We start from the raw sequence: 23,220 nt of genomic DNA, 5'->3' as shown, positions 1-23,220 counted from the left end.
CCCGCCCTCCCGCAGTCAGGGCGGGCCGCACCCCCGTGCCGGCGGCCGGGGGACCGCTGCCCGGTCCCCCGACCGCCACCCTCCGCCCCCGGCGGACCCGCTCGGCGGTGCGGCTATCGTGCACGGGTGCACGAGGCGGCCCGGGACCCCGGGGCCAGGGCATGTGAGGGGAGCTCCAGGTGATCGGACGGGCGCTGAACGGGCGTTACGAACTCGTCGGGATACTCGGCGTCGGCGGCATGGCGACCGTCTGGCGCGGGGTGGACCGGGTGCTGGGCCGTCAGGTGGCCGTCAAGGTCCTCAACGGCGGCCTCGCCGACGACCCCCGCTTCGCCGAGCGCTTCAGCCGCGAGGCCCAGCACGCGGCCATGCTGGTGCACCCGAGGATCGTCATGGTCTTCGACTCGGGCGTGGACCAGGGCACCCCGTTCATCGTCATGGAGCTGGTCACCGGCCGTTCGCTGGCCGCCCTGCTGGCGGAGCAGCAGGTCCTGCCGGTGGAGCGCGCGGTCGGCATCGCGGCGGCGGTCTGCGAGGCGCTGTCGGTCGCGCACGCGGCCGGGCTGGTGCACCGGGACATCAAGCCCGGGAACATCATGATCACCGACGACGGCGGGGTGAAGGTCGTCGACTTCGGCATCGCCCGGGCCGGCTCCTCCAGCAACCTGACCCAGACCGCGAGCGTGCTCGGCACGGCCGCCTACCTCTCGCCCGAGCAGGCCACCGCCTCGGCGCTGGACGGCCGGACCGACCTGTACGCGGTCGGCTGCGTGCTCACCGAGATGCTCACCGGCGCGACCCCGTTCACCGCCGAGACCCCGGTGGCGATCGCCTTCAAACACGTCAGCGAGCAGCCGCTGCCGCCCTCCGTCCGGCGCCCCGGCCTGCCGCCCGCGCTGGACGGGGCGGTGCTGCGGCTGCTGGCCAAGAACCCGGCGGACCGCCCGGCCGACGCGGCCGCCGCCCGGGCCGAACTCCTCGGCACGGTACCGGGACTGATGGTCGGGGACCCGACGGCGGAACTGCTCGCGAACACCGCCGGCGCCGCCACCCAGCTGCTGCCGCCCGTGCCCTTCTCCCCGCCGCCGAACCAGCCATACCAGCCGAACCAGCTGAGCCAGCCGAACCAGCTGGGCCAGCCGGACCAGCAGCACACCACCCTGCTGCCGCCCCAACCCCCGGCCGCCACCTCGGTGATGGCGCCGATACCCGGCCCGGTCCCCGCCCCGATGCGCGCCCCGGCGCCCGCCCCCGCCGCCAGGCCCGCGCCCGCCCGCGGCCGCCGAAAGCCGCTGGTGCTCGGGGCATTGGGCGTGGCGGGCCTGGCCGGCGTCACGGCGCTGGCCCTGACCGCCTTCGACGAGCCGGCCGGCAACGCGGCCGCCGCCAAACCGGCCGCGGCCACCGCCCCCACCACCCCCGCCGGTCCGGCCGCGACGCCCACCCAGAAGGCCTCCCCGACCGCGACCTCGGCGGCCCCCACCACCCCCTCGGCGCCCCCGTCCGCGCCCCCGGCCCCCACCCAGGCCGTCCCGCGCAACCAGCCCGCCGCGCTGCAGATCCAGGCCTTCCGCCAGGCCGTCGCCCAGGCCCAGGTCGGCAAGGAGCGGGACAAGCAGGCGGAGCTGCTCAGGATCCTCGACGCCACCGCCGCCCGCCTCAACGAGGGCAACCCGGACGACGCCGCGCAGGAGCTCAAGGACGCCCAGAAGGTGATCCGGGACATGGGCAAGAAGCACGCCGTCGACGTCCCCACCTACGCCAACTGGAACGCCCGCCTCTCCGCCCTGTACGCCACCCTCCACACCACCGCCGACTTCCAGGACGACTGACGGGCCGCCACGATGGCGGTGTGCCGACGCTCGGTACCGTCGCCCTCGGCGCCGAGCGCGTCGACTGGAAGCGCTACCCCGAGGACCCGGACTTCGTGGTCCTGGCCGACACCGAGGGCAATCGCTTCCGCGTGATCGACACCGGCCGATCCTGAGCCCACAGTGTTGTCCACAGGCTGTGGACAACACTGTGCGGCAACTGGTCCGTACGTCGGGCCGGTTCAGCCCCGCTCGCGGATCCTGCGTTCGACGTTGCCGCGGATCGCCCGGGAGGCCGTTCCGGCGGCCGCCGCGAGGAAGACGAAGTTGTACCCGATCTGGAGCACCACCACGAGCCGTGCGGTCTGCCCGGCCGGGGTGATGTCGCCGTAGCCCACCGTCGCCATCGTCACGACGGTGAAGTAGAGCGCGTCCAGCCGGGTCTCCAGTCCGGCGAACTCCGCCTTGTGGGCGCCCAGGACGTAGTACGTGGCGGCGAAGATGGTCAGCGCCAGGAAGATCAGGAAGGCCAGCCAGAGCACCGGCTGCCTGGCCGTCCCCCGCATCACCCCGACGATCTTGGCGAGCATCAGCCAGGTCAGCCCGACCAGCGCCCCCGCGAACACCAGCCAGCTCAGCAGCGGCCGGCGCTCGCCCAGCAACTGCAGCGGCAGCAGGAAGTACCCGAGCATCAGCAGCGTGGACGCGCCGAGCAGCCAGGACCAGGCCCGCAGGTCGGCGGGCGGCGGCAGCGGGTTCTCGGACATCCCGCTCAGCCTCGGCCACCGCACCCTCCGGCGCGCGTCGGACTGCTCCGCTCAGGCCAAGCCCGGTGCCCGGGCGGGCCGGCCCGCTCAGGCCGGGGCCCGGGTTCCTTCCCCGGGCCGCCCCGGCTCGTCCAGCAGCTCCAGCACCGCCAGGACGGCGACCAGCCCGAGCGCCAGACAGAGCGTCACCAGCACCGTCGGGTAGCTCCACAGGACGAAGGCCAGCGCCGCGAGCGCCACCGACAGCCAGCCCAGCGGGGCCTTCCAGCGGTGGACGAACCGGCCGACCGGCCCGAGTCGCAGCCCGGACCGTCCGGCCACCCGCCGTACCGCGCCCAGCCCGGCGCGCCAGCCGCCCCGGACGGCGCGTGCCCAGCGCCCGGGGCCGATGATCCAGGCGCCGAGCGCGACCAGCAGCCCGAGGGTGACCACCACCCGGACGGCCGAGCGCAGGTACCGCACCAGGGTGTCGTACACCGCCTGGGCGACGGCCTGGTCGACGTCGGCGGGGAGCCGGTCCAGGTAGACGGCCCGGAACACGCTCAGCCCGATGCCCAGCAGCAGCGCACCGCCCGCCATGCCGAGGGCCGTCGTCACCACCGCCTGGCGTCGCCGGGCCGCGAGCAGCACCCCGCCGAGCGCGCAGGCGCCGGCCAGCACCGGGACCCAGAAGCCGGCCAGGTCCAGGACCCGCAGGGCGGTGCGGACCTTGGGGATGGCGTCGGACTGCACCAGCGGGTACGAGGTGTGGATCTCCGGGATCCGGGAGGCCAGCGGGACGCCCTGGTCGACCAGCGCGGACTTCACCCGGGCGATCACCGGGGCGAGGTCCAGCACCACGGTGTCGTTGCGGACCTCGACGGCGCCGCCGCCCTGTCCGGTCACCATCTTCTCCAGGGCGGCGTGCGCGTTCCGGTTGACCTCCGTCCAGAGGGCGACGAAGGCGTCGCTGTCCACGAGCCGGGCGACCTGGGTGTGGACGAGGCCGCTGAGTCCGTCGGTCAGGGCCTGGCCGATGCCGCCCAGCAGGGCGCCGAGCTGGGGCCGGTCGGCCGGGGCGAGGCCGTCGAGCAGCGAGTCGAGCGGGAGCTGCTTCACGATCTCGGCGGTCACCCGGTCGGTGACGGCCGTCTTGATCCGGGGGTCCCTGGCCAGCGGGGCCATCGTCGCGAGGTAGCGGTCGGTGTCGCTGATCTGGGACCTCGCCCAGAAGGCGAGGGCGCTGAGCGGGGTGAGCACGCAGGCGAGGACGATCAGCAGGGCGGCGAGGAAGGAGCGCACCCGGTGCCGGGGCGGCGGACGGTCCGTCGGGTGCGGCGCCGGGCCGGTCGCCAACTGTCGGGCGAGCCGTGCCTCCTGGGCCTCGACGGCGCTCAGCCGGGCCCGCAGCTCGGCCAGCTCGTCGCCGGGCCGGTCGGTCGGCATGCCGGGACTCCGTTCCTCCGGGGGTGCAATCCAGGGGACAACGGATCAGATCGGACGGCCAGTCGGGAGGCGCGGTGGTGGGAACGGCCCCGCGACCAGCCCCTGTGCGGGCCCGCGAACGGCCCCGCGAACGGCCCGGAACGGCGGAAAGCCCCTGGTGGGGTCACCAGGGGCTTTCCGGAGGAGAAAGGAGGATCAGGCGGTCGTCTCGGGCCGCTTGGTCTCGGTGGCCTTGGTCACGTTGGTCGGCGTGACGGCCGGGCGGTCGGCGCTCTGCTGGGGAGCGGCGGTGCTCTGCGCGGTACCGGCGGCAGCGGCGTCCGCCGGGGTGTCGTCCTCGCGCATGGCCTTCGTCTCGGCCTTCAGGATGCGCATGGACTTGCCCAGACCACGGGCCATCTCGGGCAGCTTCTTCGATCCGAACAGCAGGATGACGACCGCCAGCACCACGAGAATGTGCCAGGGCTCAAGACCGTTCCGCAGCATCCCTGGCCACCGGTCCCTTCTTGTCTAGAGTCGTGGCGGGCGCCAGCGCCCGTGTTGGCCAGTATGCCTGGCCATGACGGAGAACGGATACACCAGCTGGGAAACGCTGGCCAAAAACCAGGTGCCGTTCGAGCGGATCGCGAGCGCCGCGCCGTCCACCTGGCCGAATGCGGGTGCCGAAGCTCACACCCGCCGACCGCTCCGCTCCGATCGGTATCCGATCAGTAGATGAACGGCACCAGACGCTTCGACACCCGGCGGTACTCCGCGTACTCGCTCCCGAGGGCGTCCAGCAGCAGGCGCTCCTCGGCGGAGATCCGCCAGCCGTACGCGGCGAGCAGCAGGGCCGCGACCACCAGGGTGGCGGCCCAGCCGCCGGTGCCGACCGCGTAGCCGACCCAGACCAGCAGGCTGCCGGCGTAGCCGGGGTGCCGGATCAGCCGGTACGGGCCGGTGCGGACCACGCGCTGGGTGTCCACGGTGCGCAGGGTGCGGGTGTAGTAGCGGCCCAGGGTGCGCATGCCCCAGGCCCGCAGCGCCAGCCCGGCGGCCACCGCGGCCACCCCGAACCAGCGGGCCCAGGTGGGCAGTTCGCCGACCGCGGCACGGTCGAACAGCACCACGGCCAGGACGGAGAGGGCGTAGCAGCCGAGCAGCAGCCGGGTCGACCCGCGGTCGCCGCGGTCGGCGTGCCAGCTGCCGGCGGAGGCGTCCTCGCGCCGGCGCAGCAGCAGCTCGTAGGCGATCCAGCAGAGGAGGCCGAGGAGGGAGAGGAGGGCGGGCAGGGACATGAGGGGCTCCCGGCGGTCGGGTCCGAGGTATGCCTCCACGGTCCTCCCCGGCGGGCGGCCGGGGCACGCACCCGGGGGTGGACCCACCGCGGTCCACCCCCGGGTGGAGGTCCGGCGCGGGCGGCACGCGGGGATCGGCGCCCGGTGCGGGGTTCGGGGCGCGGAACGGCGGAGAGCCCCCGCCCGGGTGGGCGGGGGCTCTCGATGACTCGCGTGGATCGGGCCGGCCGGGTCAGGCGGTGACGGGCTCCGGGGCGGGGGCGGGGGTGGCGGCCGGGAGGTGGCGCATCAGGCGGTAGGCCAGGGCCGCGGCGCCCAGGGCGAAGACCAGGCCGACCACGGCGGCGACGTGCAGGCCGTCGGTGAAGGCGGTGCGGGCGGTCTCCAGCAGGTCGGCGCCGAGCCGGCCGGGCAGGTGGGCGGCGACGGTGGCCGCGCCGCCGAGGGTGTCCTGGGCGGTCCGGGCGGCCTCGCCGTCGACGCCGGCCGGGAGGGCGCCGTCCAGCCGGTGGTGGTAGACGGCGGCGCCGGCCGCGCCGAGCAGGGCGATGCCGAGGGAGCTGCCGAGTTCGACGGCGGTCTCGGAGGTGGCGGAGGCGGCGCCGGCCTGCTCGACCGGGGCGGCGGAGACGACCATCTCGGCGGTCATCGTCATGGTGCCGACCGTCCCGGCGGCCAGTACGCCGGCCGCGGTGAGGACGAGTGCCAGCGGGGAGTGCGGGCCGACCTGGGTCATCATCGCGAAGCCCGCCGAGCCGACCAGGAAGCCGCCGCCCATCAGCACCGCCGGGCGGACCCGGCCGGCCAGCGCCGAGCTGACGCCGACCGCCGCGCCGACGCCCAGGCTCGGCACCAGCGACCAGAGCGAGGCGGTCAGCGGGCTCATGCCCTTGACCAGCTGGAGGTACTGGGAGGTGAAGAGCGCGAAGCCCATCATCGCGAACATCGCGATGCTGTTGACGCTGATCGCGCCGCTGAAGGTGCGGATCCGGAACAGGCCGAGGTCGAGCAGCGGGTTCGCGGCGGTGCGCTGGCGCTGGACGAAGGCGCCGGCCAGCAGGAGTCCGGCGGCGACGGCGAGCCCGGGCAGGAGGCTCCAGCCCTCGACGGCGATCGTCTTGACGCCGTAGACCAGCGGCAGGATCGCGGCCAGCGACAGCGCGGCGCCGAGCAGGTCGAAACGGCCGGTGCGGCGGGTGGAACGGTACTCGGGGAGCAGGACGGGCGCGGTCAGCAGTACCAGGGCCATGACCGGGACGGCGAGCAGGAAGGCCGAGCCCCACCAGAAGTGCTCCAGCAGCAGGCCGCCGGCGACCGGGCCGAGGGTGGCCCCGGCGGTGAGGATGCCGCCCCAGGCGCCGAGCGCGATCTGCCGCTGCCTGGGGTCGTGGAACATCGTGCGGATCAGCGCGAGGGTCGAGGGCATCACGGTGGCCCCGGCGGCGCCGAGCACGGCGCGGGCCGCGATGAGCTGGCCGGCGTCGTGCGACCAGGCGGCCAGCAGCGAGGCGCCCGCGAAGCCGGCGGCGCCGATCATCAGCAGCCGACGGCGGCCGATCCGGTCGCCCAGCGCGCCCATCGTGATGAGCAGCCCGGCCAGCAGGAACGAGTACATGTCCATGATCCACAGCTGCTGGGTGCCGCTCGGCGCCAGCGTGGTGGAGATGTAAGGGACGGCGAAGAAGAGCACGCCCATGTCCATGGTGAGGACGAGGGTCGGGAGCAGGAGGACGGCCAGGCCGATCCATTCGCGACGGCCTGCGCGGCCGGTGGTTGCGGTCATGGGGAAGACGGTACGGATGTGTCAGACGCTTGTCTAGTACATATGTGCAAGACATCTGTTCAGTTCTTCCGTAGGATCGGGGCATGGGAAACCGCGAAGACCTGATGGCCGGCGCCAAGCGCTGCCTGTACGAGAAGGGCTACGGGCGCACCACCGCCCGTGACATCGCGACCGCCTCCGGCGTCAGCCTGGCCGCGATCGGCTACCACTTCGGCTCGAAGGAGACGCTGCTCAACGCGGCGATGATCGAGGCGATCGGGGAGATGGGGGAGGCGCTCGGCGCGGTGGTGATCGCCGCCAACCAGGTGTCGGACGACCCGGAGGTGCGCTTCGCGGCCGTCTGGGACGGGCTGCGGGACGTCTTCGTCGAGCACCGCGGGCTCTGGGCGGCCCAGTTCGAGGCGCTCGCCCAGGCCGGGCACGCCCCCGAGCTGGCGCAGGCCTTCGCGGCGGCGCAGAAGGAGGGCCGGCTGGGCCTCGCCGCGGTGTTCCGGGGGCTGCCGGAGGTGCCGGACACCGAGGAGGAGGTCGCCCGCGGGAGCTTCTACCAGACCCTGCTGGCCGGTTACTGCGCCCAGTGGCTGGCCGCGCCCGAACTCGCGCCCAGTGGGCAGGACTTCCTGCGCGGGCTGCGGCTGGTCAGCGACAGTGTGTTCAACCCCGTGCGGCCGTAGGGAACGTCCCGCCCGTAGGGTGCGCCCCGCCTGCGGGGAGCGCCCCGCGCGCCCGTAGCGGGTGTTCCGCCGCCCGCTACGCGGTGACGGCGGTCAGCAGCACCACCGAGTCGACGTGCGCCAGCAGCCCGTGCCGCTCCTGCGGGACGGGCTCCAGGCGGCCGGCCGCCAGTTCCAGCCGCCGGCCGGCGATGGTCAGCGAGACCCGGCCGCGCAGCACCTGGACGCTGCCCGCGGTGGGCGGGTTGTGCTCGTCCAGCGCGGTGCCCGCGGTCAGCGCGATCACGGTCTGCCGCAGGATCCCGTCGTGCAGGACCAGGTGGGCGCTGCGCCCGTGCGGGCTCTCGGCCGCCCGGGCGGCGTGCTCCACGGCGAGCTGTTCGAGATCGGGCATCGCGCCTCCTCCTCGCTCCGGGCGCACTCCGTGTGCCCAGGGTCGCGGACGCCAGGGGGCCCCGCACCCGGAAGCGCTCCGGACCCCGGAAGGGCCCCGCATCCCGGAGCGGCCCGAGGTGCAGCCCCCGCCGACTGCCCGCATCGTGGAGGCATGGCGACCAACCAGATCTTCAACGGGCTTCAGGTCAACCGCTCGCTGCTGGCCGGCGGCGTGGTGCTCACCGGCGTCGGATCGCTGCTCGGCGCGGCCGGCGCGGCGATGGTGTGCGCCGCGCTGTTCACCGCCGGCCGCGGCTGGCTGCGGAGCCTGGAGACCGCTCCGACCGCGCTCGCCCAGCGGGCCCTGCACGACGCGAAGGTGGCGTCCTCGGCCGGCTGGGACGCCTGGCGCGCCCAGCACGGCTCGCCCAACTGAGCCGGTGCGGCTGTCGGTCCGGGTGCGGCGGGTCACGTCTTCGGGCGGCCCGCCGCAGCCGGACCGAACGACCCGAACGGCCCTACAGCCCGAGCGACTTGGCGATGATGCTGCGCATGACCTCGCTGGTGCCGCCGTAGATCCGGAACACCCGGTTGTCGGTGTAGAGCCGGGCGATCGGGTACTCCAGGATGTAGCCGTAACCGCCGTGCAGCTGGAGGCACTTGTCGATCACGGTGGAGGCCGACTCGGTGCAGAACAGCTTCGCCGCGGCCGCGTCCGCGACGGTCAGCTCGCCGTCCTGGTACAGCTCCAGCGCCCGGTCCACCATCGACTGCTGCGCCACCACCTGGGCCTCGCAGTCGGCCAGGGTGAACTTGGTGTTCTGGAACTCGGCCACCGCCTTGCCGAACACCTTGCGGTCCTTGACGTACTGCACCGCGAACCGCACCGCCGCCGCGGACGCCGCGTAGGCGCCGACGGCGATCGCCAGCCGCTCCTGCACCAGGTTGTGGGTCAGGTAGGAGAACGCCCGGCCCTCCTCGCCGAGCAGGTTCTCCACCGGCACCCGGACGTCGCTGAACGCCAGCTCGGCGGTGTCCGAGGTGCGCAGGCCGATCTTCTGCAGCTTGCGGCCGACGGTGTAGCCCGCGGAGGAGGTGTCCACGCAGAGGATGGACAGCCCGGCCCGGCGGTTCTCCGGGTCGTACGGGGCGGTGCGGCAGACCACCAGGACGAGGTCGGCCAGCACGCCGCCGGTGATGAAGGTCTTGGCGCCGTTCAGGACGTAGTGGGTGCCGTCCTCGGAGAGCCGCGCGGTGGTGGTGATGCCCGCGAGGTCGGAGCCGGCGCCCGGCTCGGTCATCGCGATCGCGGTCATGATGTCGCCGGAGACGAAGCCGGGCAGCCAGCGCCGCTTCTGCTCCTCGGTGGCGTACTCCAGCAGGTACGGCAGCACCAGGCCGGTGTGCACGCCCGAGGAGCCGAAGCTGACGCCCGCCCGGGCGGTCTCCTCGGCGACCACCGCCTGGTACTTGAACCCGCTCTCGCCCGCGCCGCCGTACTCCTCCGGCACCTCGATGCCGTAGACGCCGAGCGCGCCGAGCTGCCGGTAGAAGTCGCGCGGCGGGTGGCCCTCGGCCTCCCAGTTCTCGTAGACCGGGACGACCTCGTTGGCGATGAAGTCCCGGATGGTCTCCCGGAAGGCCTCGTGGTCCTCGTTGAACACGGTGCGGCGCACGGCGGCGCTCCCTTCGACGGCACCGGCCGGGGCTGCCGGCCGGGGCGGAACGTGCCTGGTGATGGCCCCACAAGTTAATCCGGGGTAGCTTCGACTGTCCAGCGTCCGAAGGCTATTGGAGCACGGGCGGCGGGGGCGGCAAGTGAATCCTTGCTAGCCTGCTGGGAGTGTCCGGGGAGACAGCGGGGAGGCGTACCATGGTGGTCCGACGGCCGCCCGGGCGGCGCGCCCAGATCCTGGCCGTGGCCGCCGACCGCTTCCACCGCAGCGGCTACCACCAGGTCTCGATGACCGAGGTCGCCGCCGGTGTCGGCATCACCGCGCCCGCGCTCTACCGGCACTTCCGCGGCAAGCCCGAACTGCTCGACCGCGCCGTCCGGTTGGGACTGGACGCGCTCGCCGAAGGCCTGCGCCCGGCCCGCACGACCGCCGACCTCGGAGCCGCGCTGGCCGCCGTCGCGGTCGGCCACCGTGCGCTCGGCACCCTGGTGCAGCGCGACGCCCGGCTGCTGCCGCCGGCCCGGCGGGCGGCGCTGCGCCGTGAGCTGCGCGCGGACGTCGCCCTGATGGTCGCCGTGCTGCGCGCAGAACGGCCGGAACTCGCGCTCGGGGACGCCGAGTTGCTCTGCTGGTCGGCGCTCTCGGCCTGCGCCGGGCTCTCCTACCAGTCGGCGGCGCCGCAGCCCCGACGGGCCGAGGCGCTGCTGCGCGAGGTGGTCGCGGCCGTCCTCGCGGTCTCCCCGGGCGGTACGGCCGCGGGGCCCGGCGCCGTGGCCGGGCCGCGGTCGACGCCGGAGCCCAGGGCACGGGCGCGCCGGGAGGAACTGCTCGCGGCGGCCGTACGGCTGTTCCACCAGCGCGGCTTCGACAACGTCAGCACCGACCAGCTCGGCGCCGCCGTCGGCATCTCCGGCCCCAGCGTGTACCGGCACTTCGACAGCAAGGCCGAGCTGCTCGCCGCCTCGCTGGTGCGCAGCCGCGAGCGGCTCTGGCACGAGGTGGACGGCGCGATCGCGGCCGCCGCCGGGCCCGGGGCGGCGCTCGACGCCGGGCTGGGCGCGTACGTCGACTTCGCGCTGCGCAACGGGGACTACCTGGGCGCGATGCTCAGCGAGACGGAGCGGCTGGCCCCGCCCGACCGCCGGGCCGCGGTGGACTTCCGGCGGGACTTCCTGCGCACCTGGGTCGGACTGCTGCGGCAGGTGCGTCCCGGGTACGACGCGGCGGCCGCCCGGATCCGGGTGCACGCGCTGTTCGCGCTGGTCAACGACGGGGTGCGGAACCGTCCGCACAACGCCCGGCCGGACCTCGGGGACTGCCTGCTGCGGCTCGGCCGGGCGGTGCTGGGGCTCTCCTGACGGCGAGTCGGTGGCGGGCCCTAGTAGAGGACGTGCGGGTAGTAGACCTGCGCGTCGACGCCGCGGTCGCGCCGGGGAGCGTCGCGCCGGGGAGCGTCGCTCCGGAGGGACTTGTGCTGGACGGTGTTGCCCTGGTCGGCGCTGACCGTCCCGCCGTTGCCCGTCACCGCGACGCCGTTGTTCTGGTTGCCCGCACCCGAACCGGTGGCCGTCTGCTGGGTGTTGACCACATTGCCGTGGACGGTGCCGATGATGTTGCCGGAGCCGGAGTCGCTCACCACGCTGCCGTTGGAACGGTCGCCCGCACCGGCGCCGGAGCCGCTGTCGGCGTGCGCGGTGGCGGCACCGAGGCCGACGAGGAGGAGTGCCCCGAGGGCGGTGACGGCGGCGGCTGCGCGAATACGGGACACGCTGGTCTCCCTGGCGAGAAGCGAATGGTGGTGCCGCCCGGAGCGGCCGCCCCGGGGCGCCGGGACCTGGCGTCGCGCCTTCAGCATTCACCAGTGGGGTGGACGAACTCCACCGAACGGGTGGCAATTCCCCCGATGGTGGAGGGGTGGTCAATTCGACGTTGTCGAAGTTGACCGCATTCCGTCATTCCATCGGGAAGGCGTCAAGAAGAAAGAAATGGTCGCCAGATAGTCGCACTGGCACACTGAGGACCCATGTCTGATGGTGCCCCGCCCGAGTTCACCCCCGCCGAGGAGCTGCGCACGACCGAGGTCGATCTCGGCGGCCTGGTGAACGTCCTCGCCACCCACCTCTACTCCACCCCGCTGGTCGCCCTGCGCGAACTCGTCCAGAACGCCCACGACTCGCACACCCGCCGGCTCCTGGAGGACCCGGACGGCGACCACCGCCCGCTGATCCGGGTGCGCGCCGACGCCGCCCGGCGGACCGTCGCCATCGAGGACACCGGCGCCGGCCTCACCGAACCCGAGATCCACTCCTACCTGGCCACCGTCGGCACCGGCTACACCCGGATGCTGCGCGACCTGACCGGCAACCAGGAGCTGATCGGCGCCTTCGGCCTGGGCTTCCTCTCCGCCTTCTCGGTCGCCGACGAGGTCACCGTCACCACCACCTCGCACCGCGAGCCGGGGCTCGGCCACCGGTACCGCAGCCGCGGCGGCGAGCAGTACCAGGTCGAGCCGGTGCCCGCCCGGCCCCGGCCGGGCACGGTGGTCGAGCTGGCGCTCAAGGCCGAGCACGGCCACCTCGCCGACGAGGACGTCCTGCGCGACGTGCTCGGCCGCTACTGCGTGCTGCTGTCGGTCCCGGTGCACGTCGGCGAGGACGAGCGGCCGGTCAACTCCGTCGAGGTGCCCTGGCGCGGGCGTCCGGAGGGCGACCCGTACGCCGCCCGGATGCGCTTCGCCGCCGCCTTCGGCCGCCGCTTCGAGCCGCTCACCGCCTTCCCGGTCGAGCCGGTCGAGGGCGCCACCGACGCGGTCGGCCTGCTCTGGGTCCAGGACGGCGGCAGCTACGGCAGCAGCGACAACCGCGACCTCGCCGTCTACCTGCGCGGCATGCTGCTCGCCGAGGACGCCCGCGACCTGCTGCCCCGCTGGGCCGGGTTCATCGGCGGCGTGGTCGAGTCCGACCGGCTCACCCCCACCGCCAGCCGCGAGGACCTCCAGCGCGACGAGCACTACCACGCGCTCCGGAAGGCCCTCGCCGACGCCATCGTGGACGGCCTGTACGAGACCGCCCGGCTGCGGCCCGCCGCCTGGCGCCGCATCCTCACCCGGCACGGCAACGACCTGCTCGGCGCCGCGCTCTGCGACGAGCGGCTGTTCACCCTGCTCGCCGACGACGTCCCGGTGCCCACCTCCCAGGGCGACCTCACGGCCGGCGCGCTGCGCGCGGCGGGCGGCGGCGCGGTGCACGTCGCGCTCGGCAGCGGCGGCGGCTTCGAGGAGATGCTGTACCGGGCGATGCGGGTGCCGATCGCGCGCGGCGACCGCTACGCCGTCCTGCCGTTCCTGCACCGCTACGCCGAACTGCGAGGCTGCCGGGTGGTCGAGCTGGGCAGCGAACGCGGCAACCGCGAGCTGTTCCGCGACCCGGAGCGCCCGCTGCCGGAGCACGAGGCGGCCTGGCTGGCCGGCGCCCTCGCCGACCCGGGCGAGCAGCTCGTCCCGGCCCGCTTCGACCCGCCCGGCCTGCCGCTGGTGCTGGTGCCGGACCGCGAGGCCGAGTTGAAGGCCCGGATCGAGGACGACCAGGCGGACGCCCGGATACCGTCCGCCGCCCTGCGGCTGGCCCGCGCCTTCACCGCCCGCACCGACGGCGGGGTCCGGGCCCGGCTCTACCTCAACCTGGCCAGCCCGGCGGTCCGGGACCTGCTCGCCGCCTACCGCGCCGGGCACACCGGCAGCGCGACCGCGGCCGGGCTGCTCCGCTCGATCAAGGTGATCATGGCCGCGGCCTCGTCCGGCCCGTCCGAGGGCGACCTCACCGCCGCGCTGGCCGGCATCGGCACCGCGGTCTCGGCGCTGACCGCCGCCGTCCCGGCCGGGCTGCCGGAGGTCCCGGACAGCCCCGGCGCGCTCACGGAGGAGCCGTGACGGACGGACTGTCAGTGGGGTGCGGTAGACAACTCATCAGCACGACGCAGGGGGAACAGCCATGACCACCGACATCTGGGCCTGGGTGCGGGACACCCACCGGCAGCTGGCCGAGGCCGGCCACCACCGGCTGGCCGACGCCATCGTCGAGCTGCCCGAGCACGCCACCGAGGGGCGCAACGAGCAGCTGGACGCGCTCTACCCGGAGGCGGTGGCCGCCGCCCGGGCGCTCGGCCTGCCCTGGGTCGAGGTCTACCTGCGGCACTGGCGGATGCAGAACCTGCTGAACAAGCGCCAGCAGGGCGAGGCGGTGCTGCCCGAGGCGGTCGACCTGCTGGAGTTCGCCCACCGGGAGGACACCGAGGGCTGCCCGCAGTCCGTCTGCGTGGTGCAGGACTTCGCGATCTGCCACGCCCGGGTCGACGGGCCGGGGTACGTGGCCGAGCGCCTCGCCGTGGTCGGCGAGACGCTCGACCGGATCGAGCCCGACCGGGCCTGCTACGACTGCCTCTCCCGCGAGTACTCCGACGCCCTGGAGGACGACGGCCGGGCGGCCGAGGCGCTGGACCACCTGGACTCCGCGGCCAACCGGATGCGGGCGGCCGGCCAGCCGGTCTCGCTCCGCTTCCACCAGGCCCGGGCCGGCACCCTGCACCTGCTGGGCCGGCACGAGGAGGTGCTGGAGCTGCTGGCGACGGCCGAGCGGGCCGAGCAGACGCAGGGGCGCCGGCTGGACGAGCGGGACCAGCGCTGGGGCGCCCTGCTGCGGGCCCGCGCGCTCGCCGCGCTCGGCCGCACCGAGGAGTCGCTCGCCCTGCTGCCCGAGCGGGCCGAGGCCGAACGCCACGCCGACCTGCGCGGCACCTGGGCGGAGACGGCCGAGCTGCTGGTCGCGGCCGGCGCCCGGGAGAACGACGCCGAGCTGGGCGCCGTCCTGGCCGGCTGGGTCGGCTACCTGGACGGCGTCGGCGCGCACCGCCCCTGCGTGGACCTGCTGCTGGCGGCGGGCCGGCTCGCGCTCGCCCGCGGCGCCCGCACGGTGGCCCTGACCCTCGCCGCGACCGGAGAGCGCAAGCTCACCCGGCTGCGGCGCACCGACGGCGTGTCGGAGCAGGTCGCGGCCCTGCGCGCGGCCGCCGAGGCCCTGCCGGAGCCCGAGCTGCCCGTCCCGCCGGGCGAGCTGACGGCGCACCTGGCCGAGGTCGGGGTGCCCTACGAGACCGGCGCCGACCTGCTCTCCGTCGCCCTGGACCGGTACCGGGGTGAGCAGGCCGGCGCCACCGAACTGGCGGTGCTCCTGGCCACCGTGCTGGGCGGCCTCGGCCACGCCCGCGCCGCGGCCGACCTGCTGTGGCGGCACCTGGAGGACGACCCGGCCGACCACGAGCTGACCGGCGCGCTCGGCGAGATGCTGATCGACGCCCGGGACGCCGAGGGCATACGCCGCCTCGCCGACCGGGTGGCCGTCACCGCCCCGGCCGACGGGCACTGGATACGGGCCCGCTGGGCCGCCGCCGAGGGCCGCTGGGACGAGGCGCTGGAGCGGTGCCAGGAGATCCTGGCGCTGGACGACGAGGTGCTCAACACCCGCCGCCTCGCCGCCCACGCCGCCACCGAACTGGGCGACCACGCCACCGCCCAGCGGATGTACCTGGAGCTGCTGGAGCGCGCGGCGCCGGCCGACGGCGCCGCGGAGGAGGAGGACGGCCACCGGACGGTCCAGGAGCCGGACCTCTGGCACCTGATCACCGCCGCCACCGCCAACCGGGACTGGGCCGTGGTCCGCTCCACCGGCGCGCTGCTCGACATCGAGTTCGACGAGCCCGAGGGCCCGGTGGACGAGGAGTGGCAGCTGGTCACCATCCGCGCCACCCGCACCAACGGCGCGACGTCCGACCTGCCCGCGCTCCGGACGGGCCCGGCCACCGCCCGCATCCTGCCGGTGCTCGGCGACGACCTGACGCTCAACCACGGCGACGTGGTGGTCTTCGCCCCGGCCCTGCTGGAGCGCCCGCCGGCCGAGGACGCCCCCGAGGAGGAGCGGCAGCGCTGGCGCCCGGTGTTCGAGCTGCTCACCCTGCTCGACCCGGCCGGGTACACCACGTACTGGATCGACGGCGGCTGGCCCGGCGACGAGCCGTGGTCGGCGCTGCGCGAGGAGCTGCACGAGGCCGGGTGCGCGGTCTGGGTGTACAGCGGCGACGAGTACCGGATCACCGACCCGGCGGAGGGCGGCGACACCCTGCCCGGCGTCTACGCGGCCCTCGGCGTGCCGCCGACCGCCTCGGCCGCCGAGGCCGACGCCCTGCTGCTGCGGCTGACCGGCGGCTGGGCGCACCCGCTCGCCTGGCCGGAGCTGGCCAAGGCGGCCGGCGCGGACCTCGCCCGGCACGAGGAGACGGTCGAGCGCTACGGGCTCTGACCGCCCCCGACCGTACGGCCCCGGCGGGCCGGCCCTCCCGGGCCCCCGCCGGGGCCGTACGCGTTCCCGGGCCCTCACCGCGCGGCCCGCTCCCTGCCCGCTTCCTGCCCGCGCCGCGTCCGTCCGACGGGAACCATCCGGTGCCTCCCCGAGTCTTTGTCAATGCTTTACCATTCCATTGCCAAGACCCGACCTTCGGAGTGCCCGCACCGTGACCAGCCTCGCCCTCGGCCCGTCCTGGCTCGATCCGACCACCCTGATCTCCACCTTCGGCCTGATCGGCATCCTGGCCATCGTCTTCGCCGAGTCCGGCCTGCTGATCGGCTTCTTCCTGCCGGGTGACTCGCTGCTGTTCACCACCGGCCTGCTGGTGGCCGGCGGCACCTACCTGCACCAGCCGCTCTGGCTGGTCTGCGCGCTGATCGTGGTCGCCGCGGTGGCCGGGGACCAGGTCGGCTACCTCTTCGGCCGCAAGGTCGGCCCGAGCCTGTTCCGCCGCCCCGACTCCCGGGTCTTCAAGCAGGAGAACGTGGAGAAGGCCGCCGCCTTCTTCGACCGGCACGGGCCCAAGGCGATCGTGCTGGCCCGCTTCGTGCCGATCGTGCGCACCTTCACCCCGATCGTGGCCGGGGTGAGCAGGATGAACTACCGCGGCTTCGTGGTGTTCAACCTGGTCGGCGGCGTGCTGTGGGGCGGCGGGGTCACCGTGCTCGGCTACTTCCTGGGGCAGATCCCGTTCGTCCGGGACAACATCGAGGCCATCCTGGTCGGCATCGTGCTGGTCTCGGTGATCCCGGTGGCGGTCGAGCTGCTGCGGGCACGCCGCTCCGGTGCGGCCGCCGCCGACCGGCACCGCGCCGGGTAGGCGTCCGCCGCTCCGGCCACGGGACGCCGCGTACATGTGCGTCGGGCTGTTCGATCAGGCAAGGTGTAACCCGAGATCGAGCGGTGGCCGGCGGCCGCCAGGGGCGGCAAGGAGTGGAAGTGCCTAAGCGGGGCCGACCGGGTGCGGGCAAGCGGGCGAGGGGAGGCCGGGCGGCCCGACAGCCGCGGCAGGCGTCCCCGAAGCCGGTGCACCCCGCCGACGCCCCGCCCACCGAGGGCCTGCTCGGCCACCCCGCCCCGGTGGTCGAGCCCACCACCGTCGTGCCGCTCGTGCCGCCCGTCCCGGAGACCAGGGGCCTGCTGGCCCCGGAGCCCGAGCGGGTGTCCGAGCCGGTGCCCGCGTCCGTGGCCGGGCGGGTCGAGGCCGGGCAGGTCGAGGACGAGCGCCCGGTCCGCCGCCGCTCGGTCGCCGAGGACACCCTCACCCCCGAGGAGTGGCGGGCGGCCGGCTACACCCCGCCCACCGGCATCCCGGTCCCGGACCTGACCGCCGGCGCCCCCGGCGAGGCGCCCTGGCCGGACCGGATGCGCACCCTGCTGCGCACCCCGATGTCCGAGCGCCCCGCGTTCGAGCGCACCGCCCGCGAGATGCACCCCTCCGCGGCCGTCACCCGCAACGTCCCGCGCATCCTCGACCTGACGCTGCGCATCGGCGAGCTGCTGCTGGCCAGCGGCGAGGCCGCCGAGGACGTCGAGGCGGCGATGCTCGGCATCGCGCACGCCTACCGGCTGGACCGCTGCGAGCCGCAGGTCACCTTCACCCTGATCGGCATCTCGTACCAGCCCTCGCTGGTCGAGCCGCCGGTCACCGCCGACCGCGTGGTGCGCCGCCGCACCTCCGACTACACCCGGCTCGACGCGGTGTACGCGCTGGTCGCGGACATCACCGCGGAGCAGGTGACGGTCAACGACGCCTACCGCCGGCTCGCGGCGATGCGCCGCAACCGGCACCCGTACCCGGCCTGGTTCCTCGCCCTGACCACCGGCCTGCTGGCCGGCGCGGCGACCTTCCTGGTCGGCGGGAAGATCGACGACAAGGCCTGGCTGGTCTTCGCGAGCGCCTTCGTCGCGGCCGTCCTCGGCGACCGGCTGGCCTCCGCCCTGGCCAAGCGCCGGCTGCCGGAGTTCTACCAGTTCGTGGCGGCCGCGATGCCGGCCGCGGCCTCCGGCATCATCCTCTCGCTCAACGACTGGGGCCTGCGCGGCTCGGTCGTGATCACCGGCGGCCTGTTCGCCCTGCTGCCCGGGCGCGCCCTGGTCGCCGCCGTGCAGGACGGCCTGACCGGCTTCTACATCACCGCCGCGGCCCGTCTGCTGGAAGTGGTCTACCTGGTCGCGGGCATCGTGATCGGGGTGATGGTGATCCTCTACCTGGGGGTCGGCTTCGAGGCGAACCTGCGCCCGGACGAGAGCCTGGTGGGCGTCAACTACCCGCCGGTCCAGATGGTCGCCGCGATGCTGCTGACCCTGGCCTTCGCGACGCTGCTCCAGACCGACCGCCGGACGCTGGCCCTGGTCACCGTCAACAGCGGCATCGGCTGGGCCAGCTACGGCGCGCTGGTGTACAACGCGGGCGTCAACCCGATCGCGGCGACCGGTGTGGCGGCCGGCCTGGTCGGCCTGTTCGGCCAGCTGATGGCGCGCTACCGCAACGGTTCGGCGCTGCCGTACGTGACCGCCGCGATCGGCCCGCTGATGCCCGGTTCGGCGCTCTACCTCGGGATGCTCGCCTTCGCCCAGGGGCACTCCAGCGCCGGTCTGGTGTCGGTCTTCCGGGCGGCGGCGATCGCGATGGCGCTGGCGGTCGGGGTGAACCTCGGTGGGGAGATCGCCCGGCTGTTCCTGAAGCTGCCGGTCGGCGCCGAGCGCCCGTCGCTCTACCCGGTCATGCCCCGCCGGGCGGCCAAGCGCACCCGGGGCTTCTGACCGGACGGCGACCCGGTGTTGGGGGAGACGTGGGCCCCGGGCCACGTCACGGCAGGCAGGACGCAGGACCAGGAACGAAGGTAAGACCCATGACGACACTGCTGGACGGCTACCGCGAGCACATCGTCGCCGCGCACAAGCAACCGCTGTTCCTGCTGCTGGTCGGATTCATCACCTCCTTCGTCTTCATCCGGTTCAGCGTCCGGATGATCCGCGCCCAGGTGCGCTGGTGGCCGGGCAACGTGACCCCGGGCGGCCTGCACATCCACCACATGGTGTTCGGCCTGGGCTTCCTGCTGCTCGGCGGCATCGGGGTGTTCGCCACCTACGGCGGGCACCCGTGGATCGACTGGTTCGGGCTGGCCTTCGGCATCGGCTGCGGCCTGGTGCTGGACGAGTTCGCGCTGATCCTGCACCTGGACGACGTGTACTGGAGCGAACAGGGCCGCAAGTCGGTGGACGCGGTGATCTTCGGCATCCTGTTCACCTCCCTGCTGCTGGTCGGGTACGTGCCGCTCGGCGTGGTGCCCGGCGAGGAGACCAGGTGGGGGCTGATCACGATCATCTCGGTGAACTCGCTGGCCTCGGTGGTCACCCTGCTCAAGGGCAAGGTGTGGACCGGCCTGCTCGGGATCATGGTCCCCGGCCTGTCCTGGATCGGGGCGATCCGGCTGGCCCGCCCGAGCAGCCCCTGGGCCCGCTGGCGGTACGCCACGCGCCCCCGGCGCCGGGCGCGTGCGCTGCGGCGTGAGCGCCTGCTGCACCGGCGCGCGGACCGGGCCCGCACCTGGCTCTTCGACCTGATCGCCGGGGCCCCCGACAAGGTGCCCGCCAACCACCCGGCCGCGCACCGGGTGGCCGAGCGGATGGCCGCCCGGGCCAGCGCCCACCTCGACGCGCACGCCGCCCGGGCGCTGGCCCGCCGTCAGGCCCGACTGGCCGACCGCCGCTCGGCGGCAGCCGCCGGGACGGCGGGGCGGGCCCCGGGTGCGGCGGACCCGGCGGTCGGGCCCGGTCCGGACCGCTCCCGCCTGGCGCAGCAGCGTCGCCGTACCGTCCGGGCGGGGCGCAGCCGGGCCTTCGCCGTCGGTCCGACCGGGCTGGAGAGCCGGCCCGCGCGGCACCCCAGGCTGCGGACGCACACCCGCCGGATCGGCCGGTAGTCCGTCCGGCCGCCGCCCGCTCTCGTCCGCCCTTCGCGGCCCGCCTCGGGCGCCTGCTCGGAGCCGACATTTGGTCAGATCATCTGATCGTCACCCGACCGGCGGAGCACTTTTCCAGGTGTGAAGCCTGCCGGAATTGAGAACATGAGCGTCATGTGACCGTTCTGTCACGTGATGGGATGATTCATCGGACTCCCCGCCACCACCGGGCCGCCGGGCCGTCGCCCGCCCGCCCCGATGCCGCGCACCGTCCGACGCCGTCCCCTCCGGACCCGTCAGAAGGGATGATGTCGCGTGGCTCGCAGGCTCCTGCCGACCCTCCTGTTGTCCCTCACCGCACTGCTCGGACTGCTCCCCGCCGCCCAGGCCGCCCCCGCGCTCGGCGAACCCGTCACGGGTGCACCGGCGGTCGGTCGGCCCGCGGACGAGGAGCCGTACCCGACCACCGAGGAGATCGACCGGGCCCGGGCCGAGGCCGAGGGCAAGGCCTCCTCGGCCGCCGCCCTGGAGGCCGCCCTCACCGCCGCCCGGGCCGAGCTGGACCGGGCCGGACGCACCGCCGAACAGGCCGTCGAGGCCTACAACGGCGCCCAGCTGGCCCTCGCCCGGGCCCGCGCCGAGGAGGCCGCCGCCGCACAGCGCGCCGCGGCCGCCGAGACCGAGCGGGTGGCCGCCGCCGAGGACGCGGCCCGGTTCGCGGCCGAGACCTACCGGCAGGGCGCGGGCGCCGAACTGTCCGCCCTCAACGCCCTGCTCGGCGCCCACGGCCCGCGCGAGGCGGGCGAGCGTGCCGCCGCGGTCGGCCAGGTCAGCGAGCGCACCCGGCAGATCCTGGACGCCGCCACCTCCACGGCCGCCGCCGCCCGCCGCGCCTCCGCCGAGGCCCGGGCCGCCACCGGGGCCGCCGGGAAGGCCGCCGCCGAGGTCGGCGCGGCCAAGGCCCGGGCCGAACAGCGGCTGGCCGCCCAGCAGAGCGAGGTGGCCGCCGCCGGGCAGCGCCGCGAGCAGCTGCTCGTCGAACTGGCCGCCGCCCGGAACACCACCGTCGAGCTGGAACGCCGGCGCCGCGAGGCCCTGGAGGCGATCGCCGCCCGCGAGGCCGAGGCCGCCGCCCGCGCCGCCGCCGAACAGGCCGCCCGGGAAGCCGAGGCCGCGGCGGCGGCAGAGGCAGCGGCGGCGGCCGCCGCTGCCAGGGCCCAGGCCCCGCCCCCCGCCCGTCCGTGGTCCGCCGAGGGCGCGGCCGCCGCCATCGCCTTCGCCAAGTCCAAGATCGGCCTGCCCTACGTCTGGGGCGGCGAGGGCCCGGGCGGCTACGACTGCTCCGGGCTGACGATGATGGCCTGGCGCGAGGGCGGCCGGCAGCTCAACCACTTCGCCGCCGACCAGTACGCCCAGAGCACCCCGATCGGCTACCGCCAGCTGCGCCCGGGCGACCTGGTCTTCTGGACCGACACCGGCCGCGCCGCCGACATCTACCACGTCGGGCTCTACATCGGCGACGACCAGATGATCGAGGCCCCGCGGGCCGGCATGCCGGTCAAGCAGGCCAGCCTCTGGATCATGGGCACCCCGAACTTCTACGCCCGCCCCTGACCCCCGGGCCGGCGAGCGGCGGTCAGCACCTCGACGGGGGCGGTCGGCACCACCCCCTCGGCGGCGGCCGCGAGGGCGGGGTCGAGCGTGACCAGGGCGTCCGCCTGGAGCCGGGTCAGCGCGAGGTACTCGGCGTCCGGGGTGTCCGGCAGGCCGAGCCGCTCGGCGATCCGCCAGGCGGTGGCCTGCAGGACGCGGTCGCCGAGCAGCCGGATCCGCAGCGCCCGCACCGCGTCGAGCGCGCGTTCGGCGTCCCGCTCGGCCAACTCGCCGCGCCGGACGGCCCCGTAGAGGAGCGACAGCAGCTGCGAGCGCAGCAGGGTCGGGGCCGGCAGCTGGTGCCCGGCGGGGGCCGCGGCCCCGTCCCGGACCAGGTGGAGGGCCACCTCCGGAGTGATCACGTACGTGGCCATGGCGGTGGCGGCCTCCTCGGGGCGCGGGGATCGCCGACCAGTCAACTCCGGCGGGCGCCGCCCGTGGTGGACGCCACGAGGACCGCCGTGAAGACTGTCACGAAGGCCGCCGCTCCGGCGGGCTACCGGTCGGCCAGGTCGGCCAGGGCCTGGCGGCTGTCGCGCAGCCGCACGACGGTCCAGCCCCAGGCGGCGGCGAACGGGAGCGACACGAGGAACACGGCGAGCGCGCCGCCGATCCGCCCGATCATCTCGGAGTCGCAGGCCTCCGCCATGTGGAAGCCGGTCGGCTCGTAGAAGGCCGGTGTGCCGCAGATCCCCGCGGCCGGGAGGAAGACCAGCCACAGCGCCCAGAGCCAGCCGGCCACGGTCAGCCCGCCGATCAGCTTCGCCGCCAGCGACCAGCTCTCGTAGTCCTTCAGCCGGCGGACGTACTGGTCCTCCATGGTTCCCCCCGAAATCGGATCGTTTGTGCCTGAACCGGCACGAGGATGCCAGGTCGGGCCGCCGGGACGCCACTGTCGGCGGGTCGCGCTAGCGTGGCCGCCGGACCGGCACTGAGGAGGCGTCATGCGGCTGCGGGATGTTCGGGCGGGGGACGTCGAGGCGTACGTCCGGATGCGGTGCGACCCGGTGATGATGGCCGAGCTGGGCGGGCCGCTGCCCCGGGAGAAGGTGGAGGCGCGGCTGCGCAAGGACCTGGCCGAGGTGGCCGCGGACGGCGCCTGGATCAGGATGATCGTGCCGGACGCCGCCGGGGGCGACGAGGCCGCGGGCGTCGTCACGCTCTGGTCGGACGAGGAGGACGGCGTGCCGGTCTCCGAGATCGGCTGGATGGTGCTGCCCGAGTACCAGGGCCGCGGCCTCGCCAAGGCGGCCGTCCGCCTGGTGCTGGACGCCGCCGCCGAGGACGGCCGCTGGGGCGAGGTGCACGCCAACCCGGGGACGGCCAACGGGCCGTCCAACGGGATCTGCCGGGCGCTCGGCTTCCGGCTGCTCGGCGAGCGGGACCTGGACTTCGCGGACCGCGTCCTGCGGACCAACCACTGGGTGGTGGTGCCGGGCGAGCACACCGGGTCGCGCACGGAATAAATCGGATGCC

Annotated in this window: 22 protein-coding genes; 12 read left to right on the top strand and 10 right to left on the bottom strand. The window is 74.8% G+C overall.

Going from position 1 to position 23,220, the window contains the following annotated elements; genetic code table 11:
- Positions 1-179 precede the first annotated feature (179 nt).
- Both ACFCY1_RS29860 and ACFCY1_RS29855 read left to right on the top strand, forming a co-directional pair.
- Positions 180-1,832 carry a protein kinase gene (locus ACFCY1_RS29860; protein WP_375876625.1) on the top strand — a complete coding sequence of 551 codons (1,653 nt, stop codon included), beginning with the start codon at positions 180-182 and terminating at the stop codon, positions 1,830-1,832.
- A 20-nt stretch (positions 1,833-1,852) separates the two neighbouring features.
- Positions 1,853-1,987, top strand: coding sequence for a hypothetical protein (locus ACFCY1_RS29855; protein WP_375876624.1), 135 nt, complete (start codon positions 1,853-1,855; stop codon positions 1,985-1,987).
- A gap of 66 nt (positions 1,988-2,053) precedes the next feature.
- Here ACFCY1_RS29855 and ACFCY1_RS29850 read toward each other — a convergent pair whose 3' ends face one another.
- The 5 genes from ACFCY1_RS29850 to ACFCY1_RS29830 form a co-directional block, all read right to left on the bottom strand.
- Positions 2,054-2,578, bottom strand: coding sequence for an ion channel (locus ACFCY1_RS29850; RefSeq protein ID WP_053112473.1), 525 nt, complete (start codon positions 2,576-2,578; stop codon positions 2,054-2,056).
- Between the two features lie 87 nt (positions 2,579-2,665).
- The gene (locus ACFCY1_RS29845; RefSeq protein ID WP_375876623.1) at positions 2,666-4,003 is read right to left on the bottom strand and encodes a hypothetical protein; all 1,338 of its coding nucleotides are present in this window, start codon (positions 4,001-4,003) and stop codon (positions 2,666-2,668) included.
- Between the two features lie 195 nt (positions 4,004-4,198).
- Positions 4,199-4,489, bottom strand: coding sequence for a Sec-independent protein translocase subunit TatA (gene tatA, locus ACFCY1_RS29840; RefSeq protein ID WP_049659292.1), 291 nt, complete (start codon positions 4,487-4,489; stop codon positions 4,199-4,201).
- A gap of 221 nt (positions 4,490-4,710) precedes the next feature.
- Entirely contained in the window at positions 4,711-5,280 is a 570-nt protein-coding gene (locus tag ACFCY1_RS29835; protein ID WP_375876622.1) for a methyltransferase family protein, read from the bottom strand.
- A gap of 232 nt (positions 5,281-5,512) precedes the next feature.
- A complete protein-coding gene (locus ACFCY1_RS29830; protein WP_375876621.1) occupies positions 5,513-7,063 on the bottom strand; it encodes an MFS transporter in 1,551 nt (516 codons plus the stop codon).
- Positions 7,064-7,146: 83 nt separating this feature from the next.
- Here ACFCY1_RS29830 and ACFCY1_RS29825 point away from each other — a divergent pair, with 83 nt between their 5' ends.
- Complete coding sequence (locus ACFCY1_RS29825) at positions 7,147-7,737, top strand: TetR/AcrR family transcriptional regulator (protein ID WP_049659214.1); 591 nt, start codon at positions 7,147-7,149, stop codon at positions 7,735-7,737.
- Positions 7,738-7,813: 76 nt separating this feature from the next.
- On the opposite strand, the gene ACFCY1_RS29820 is transcribed toward ACFCY1_RS29825, so the two are convergent.
- A complete protein-coding gene (locus ACFCY1_RS29820) occupies positions 7,814-8,131 on the bottom strand; it encodes a hypothetical protein (protein WP_049659213.1) in 318 nt (105 codons plus the stop codon).
- Between the two features lie 153 nt (positions 8,132-8,284).
- Between ACFCY1_RS29820 and ACFCY1_RS29815 the strand changes: the two genes are divergently transcribed.
- Complete coding sequence (locus ACFCY1_RS29815) at positions 8,285-8,548, top strand: hypothetical protein (RefSeq protein WP_074001753.1); 264 nt, start codon at positions 8,285-8,287, stop codon at positions 8,546-8,548.
- 82 nt (positions 8,549-8,630) lie between these two features.
- On the opposite strand, the gene ACFCY1_RS29810 is transcribed toward ACFCY1_RS29815, so the two are convergent.
- Entirely contained in the window at positions 8,631-9,788 is a 1,158-nt protein-coding gene (locus ACFCY1_RS29810; RefSeq protein WP_181970614.1) for an acyl-CoA dehydrogenase family protein, read from the bottom strand.
- Positions 9,789-9,985: 197 nt separating this feature from the next.
- Between ACFCY1_RS29810 and ACFCY1_RS29805 the strand changes: the two genes are divergently transcribed.
- Positions 9,986-11,146 (top strand): TetR/AcrR family transcriptional regulator, encoded by a 1,161-nt coding sequence (locus ACFCY1_RS29805; RefSeq protein WP_375876620.1) that lies wholly within the window; start codon positions 9,986-9,988, stop codon positions 11,144-11,146.
- Between the two features lie 20 nt (positions 11,147-11,166).
- On the opposite strand, the gene ACFCY1_RS29800 is transcribed toward ACFCY1_RS29805, so the two are convergent.
- A complete protein-coding gene (locus ACFCY1_RS29800) occupies positions 11,167-11,556 on the bottom strand; it encodes a hypothetical protein (RefSeq protein WP_375876619.1) in 390 nt (129 codons plus the stop codon).
- Between the two features lie 255 nt (positions 11,557-11,811).
- Here ACFCY1_RS29800 and ACFCY1_RS29795 point away from each other — a divergent pair, with 255 nt between their 5' ends.
- From ACFCY1_RS29795 to ACFCY1_RS29770, 6 genes are all read left to right on the top strand, one after another.
- The gene (locus ACFCY1_RS29795) at positions 11,812-13,716 is read left to right on the top strand and encodes an ATP-binding protein (RefSeq protein ID WP_074001749.1); all 1,905 of its coding nucleotides are present in this window, start codon (positions 11,812-11,814) and stop codon (positions 13,714-13,716) included.
- Between the two features lie 61 nt (positions 13,717-13,777).
- A complete protein-coding gene (locus ACFCY1_RS29790; protein WP_375876618.1) occupies positions 13,778-16,138 on the top strand; it encodes a hypothetical protein in 2,361 nt (786 codons plus the stop codon).
- Positions 16,139-16,349: 211 nt separating this feature from the next.
- Positions 16,350-17,003, top strand: coding sequence for a DedA family protein (locus ACFCY1_RS29785; protein ID WP_049659017.1), 654 nt, complete (start codon positions 16,350-16,352; stop codon positions 17,001-17,003).
- Between the two features lie 119 nt (positions 17,004-17,122).
- Positions 17,123-18,949, top strand: a complete 1,827-nt coding sequence (locus ACFCY1_RS29780) for a threonine/serine exporter family protein (protein WP_375876617.1) — start codon at positions 17,123-17,125, stop codon at positions 18,947-18,949.
- Positions 18,950-19,038: 89 nt separating this feature from the next.
- Complete coding sequence (locus ACFCY1_RS29775) at positions 19,039-20,112, top strand: hypothetical protein (protein ID WP_181970613.1); 1,074 nt, start codon at positions 19,039-19,041, stop codon at positions 20,110-20,112.
- A 294-nt stretch (positions 20,113-20,406) separates the two neighbouring features.
- On the top strand, positions 20,407-21,705 hold the full coding sequence (locus tag ACFCY1_RS29770) for a C40 family peptidase (RefSeq protein WP_375876616.1): 1,299 nt from the start codon (positions 20,407-20,409) through the stop codon (positions 21,703-21,705).
- Here the strand turns inward: ACFCY1_RS29770 and ACFCY1_RS29765 are convergent.
- Positions 21,690-22,118, bottom strand: coding sequence for a type II toxin-antitoxin system VapC family toxin (locus tag ACFCY1_RS29765; protein ID WP_375876615.1), 429 nt, complete (start codon positions 22,116-22,118; stop codon positions 21,690-21,692). The two genes, ACFCY1_RS29770 and ACFCY1_RS29765, sit on opposite strands and share 16 nt — an antisense overlap.
- 122 nt (positions 22,119-22,240) lie before the next feature.
- A complete protein-coding gene (locus tag ACFCY1_RS29760; protein WP_375876614.1) occupies positions 22,241-22,564 on the bottom strand; it encodes a hypothetical protein in 324 nt (107 codons plus the stop codon).
- A 124-nt stretch (positions 22,565-22,688) separates the two neighbouring features.
- On the opposite strand from ACFCY1_RS29760, the gene ACFCY1_RS29755 reads away from it, so the two are divergent.
- Positions 22,689-23,210 (top strand): GNAT family N-acetyltransferase, encoded by a 522-nt coding sequence (locus ACFCY1_RS29755; RefSeq protein ID WP_049658676.1) that lies wholly within the window; start codon positions 22,689-22,691, stop codon positions 23,208-23,210.
- Positions 23,211-23,220: the final 10 nt, after the last annotated feature.

This window comes from Kitasatospora sp. NPDC056273, from assembly GCF_042268845.1.
Taxonomy (GTDB): Bacteria; Actinomycetota; Actinomycetes; order Streptomycetales; family Streptomycetaceae; genus Kitasatospora.
Note: the sequence above shows the minus strand (reverse complement) of the source record. Positions and strands in the feature narration are given on the sequence as shown.

What these genes read in the sequence shown, in the direction of transcription:
- ACFCY1_RS29815 (WP_074001753.1), top strand. Translation starts at nt 8,285, where the DNA reads ATGGCGACCAACCAGATCTTCAACGGGCTTCAGGTCAACCGCTCGCTG.
- ACFCY1_RS29755 (WP_049658676.1), top strand. Translation starts at nt 22,689, where the DNA reads ATGCGGCTGCGGGATGTTCGGGCGGGGGACGTCGAGGCGTACGTCCGG.
- ACFCY1_RS29830 (WP_375876621.1), bottom strand. Translation starts at nt 7,063, where the DNA reads ATGACCGCAACCACCGGCCGCGCAGGCCGTCGCGAATGGATCGGCCTG.
- ACFCY1_RS29775 (WP_181970613.1), top strand. Translation starts at nt 19,039, where the DNA reads ATGACGACACTGCTGGACGGCTACCGCGAGCACATCGTCGCCGCGCAC.
- ACFCY1_RS29760 (WP_375876614.1), bottom strand. Translation starts at nt 22,564, where the DNA reads ATGGAGGACCAGTACGTCCGCCGGCTGAAGGACTACGAGAGCTGGTCG.
- ACFCY1_RS29795 (WP_074001749.1), top strand. Translation starts at nt 11,812, where the DNA reads ATGTCTGATGGTGCCCCGCCCGAGTTCACCCCCGCCGAGGAGCTGCGC.
- ACFCY1_RS29790 (WP_375876618.1), top strand. Translation starts at nt 13,778, where the DNA reads ATGACCACCGACATCTGGGCCTGGGTGCGGGACACCCACCGGCAGCTG.
- ACFCY1_RS29820 (WP_049659213.1), bottom strand. Translation starts at nt 8,131, where the DNA reads ATGCCCGATCTCGAACAGCTCGCCGTGGAGCACGCCGCCCGGGCGGCC.
- tatA (WP_049659292.1), bottom strand. Translation starts at nt 4,489, where the DNA reads ATGCTGCGGAACGGTCTTGAGCCCTGGCACATTCTCGTGGTGCTGGCG.
- ACFCY1_RS29825 (WP_049659214.1), top strand. Translation starts at nt 7,147, where the DNA reads ATGGGAAACCGCGAAGACCTGATGGCCGGCGCCAAGCGCTGCCTGTAC.
- ACFCY1_RS29805 (WP_375876620.1), top strand. Translation starts at nt 9,986, where the DNA reads ATGGTGGTCCGACGGCCGCCCGGGCGGCGCGCCCAGATCCTGGCCGTG.
- ACFCY1_RS29850 (WP_053112473.1), bottom strand. Translation starts at nt 2,578, where the DNA reads ATGTCCGAGAACCCGCTGCCGCCGCCCGCCGACCTGCGGGCCTGGTCC.
- ACFCY1_RS29845 (WP_375876623.1), bottom strand. Translation starts at nt 4,003, where the DNA reads ATGCCGACCGACCGGCCCGGCGACGAGCTGGCCGAGCTGCGGGCCCGG.
- ACFCY1_RS29765 (WP_375876615.1), bottom strand. Translation starts at nt 22,118, where the DNA reads ATGGCCACGTACGTGATCACTCCGGAGGTGGCCCTCCACCTGGTCCGG.
- ACFCY1_RS29835 (WP_375876622.1), bottom strand. Translation starts at nt 5,280, where the DNA reads ATGTCCCTGCCCGCCCTCCTCTCCCTCCTCGGCCTCCTCTGCTGGATC.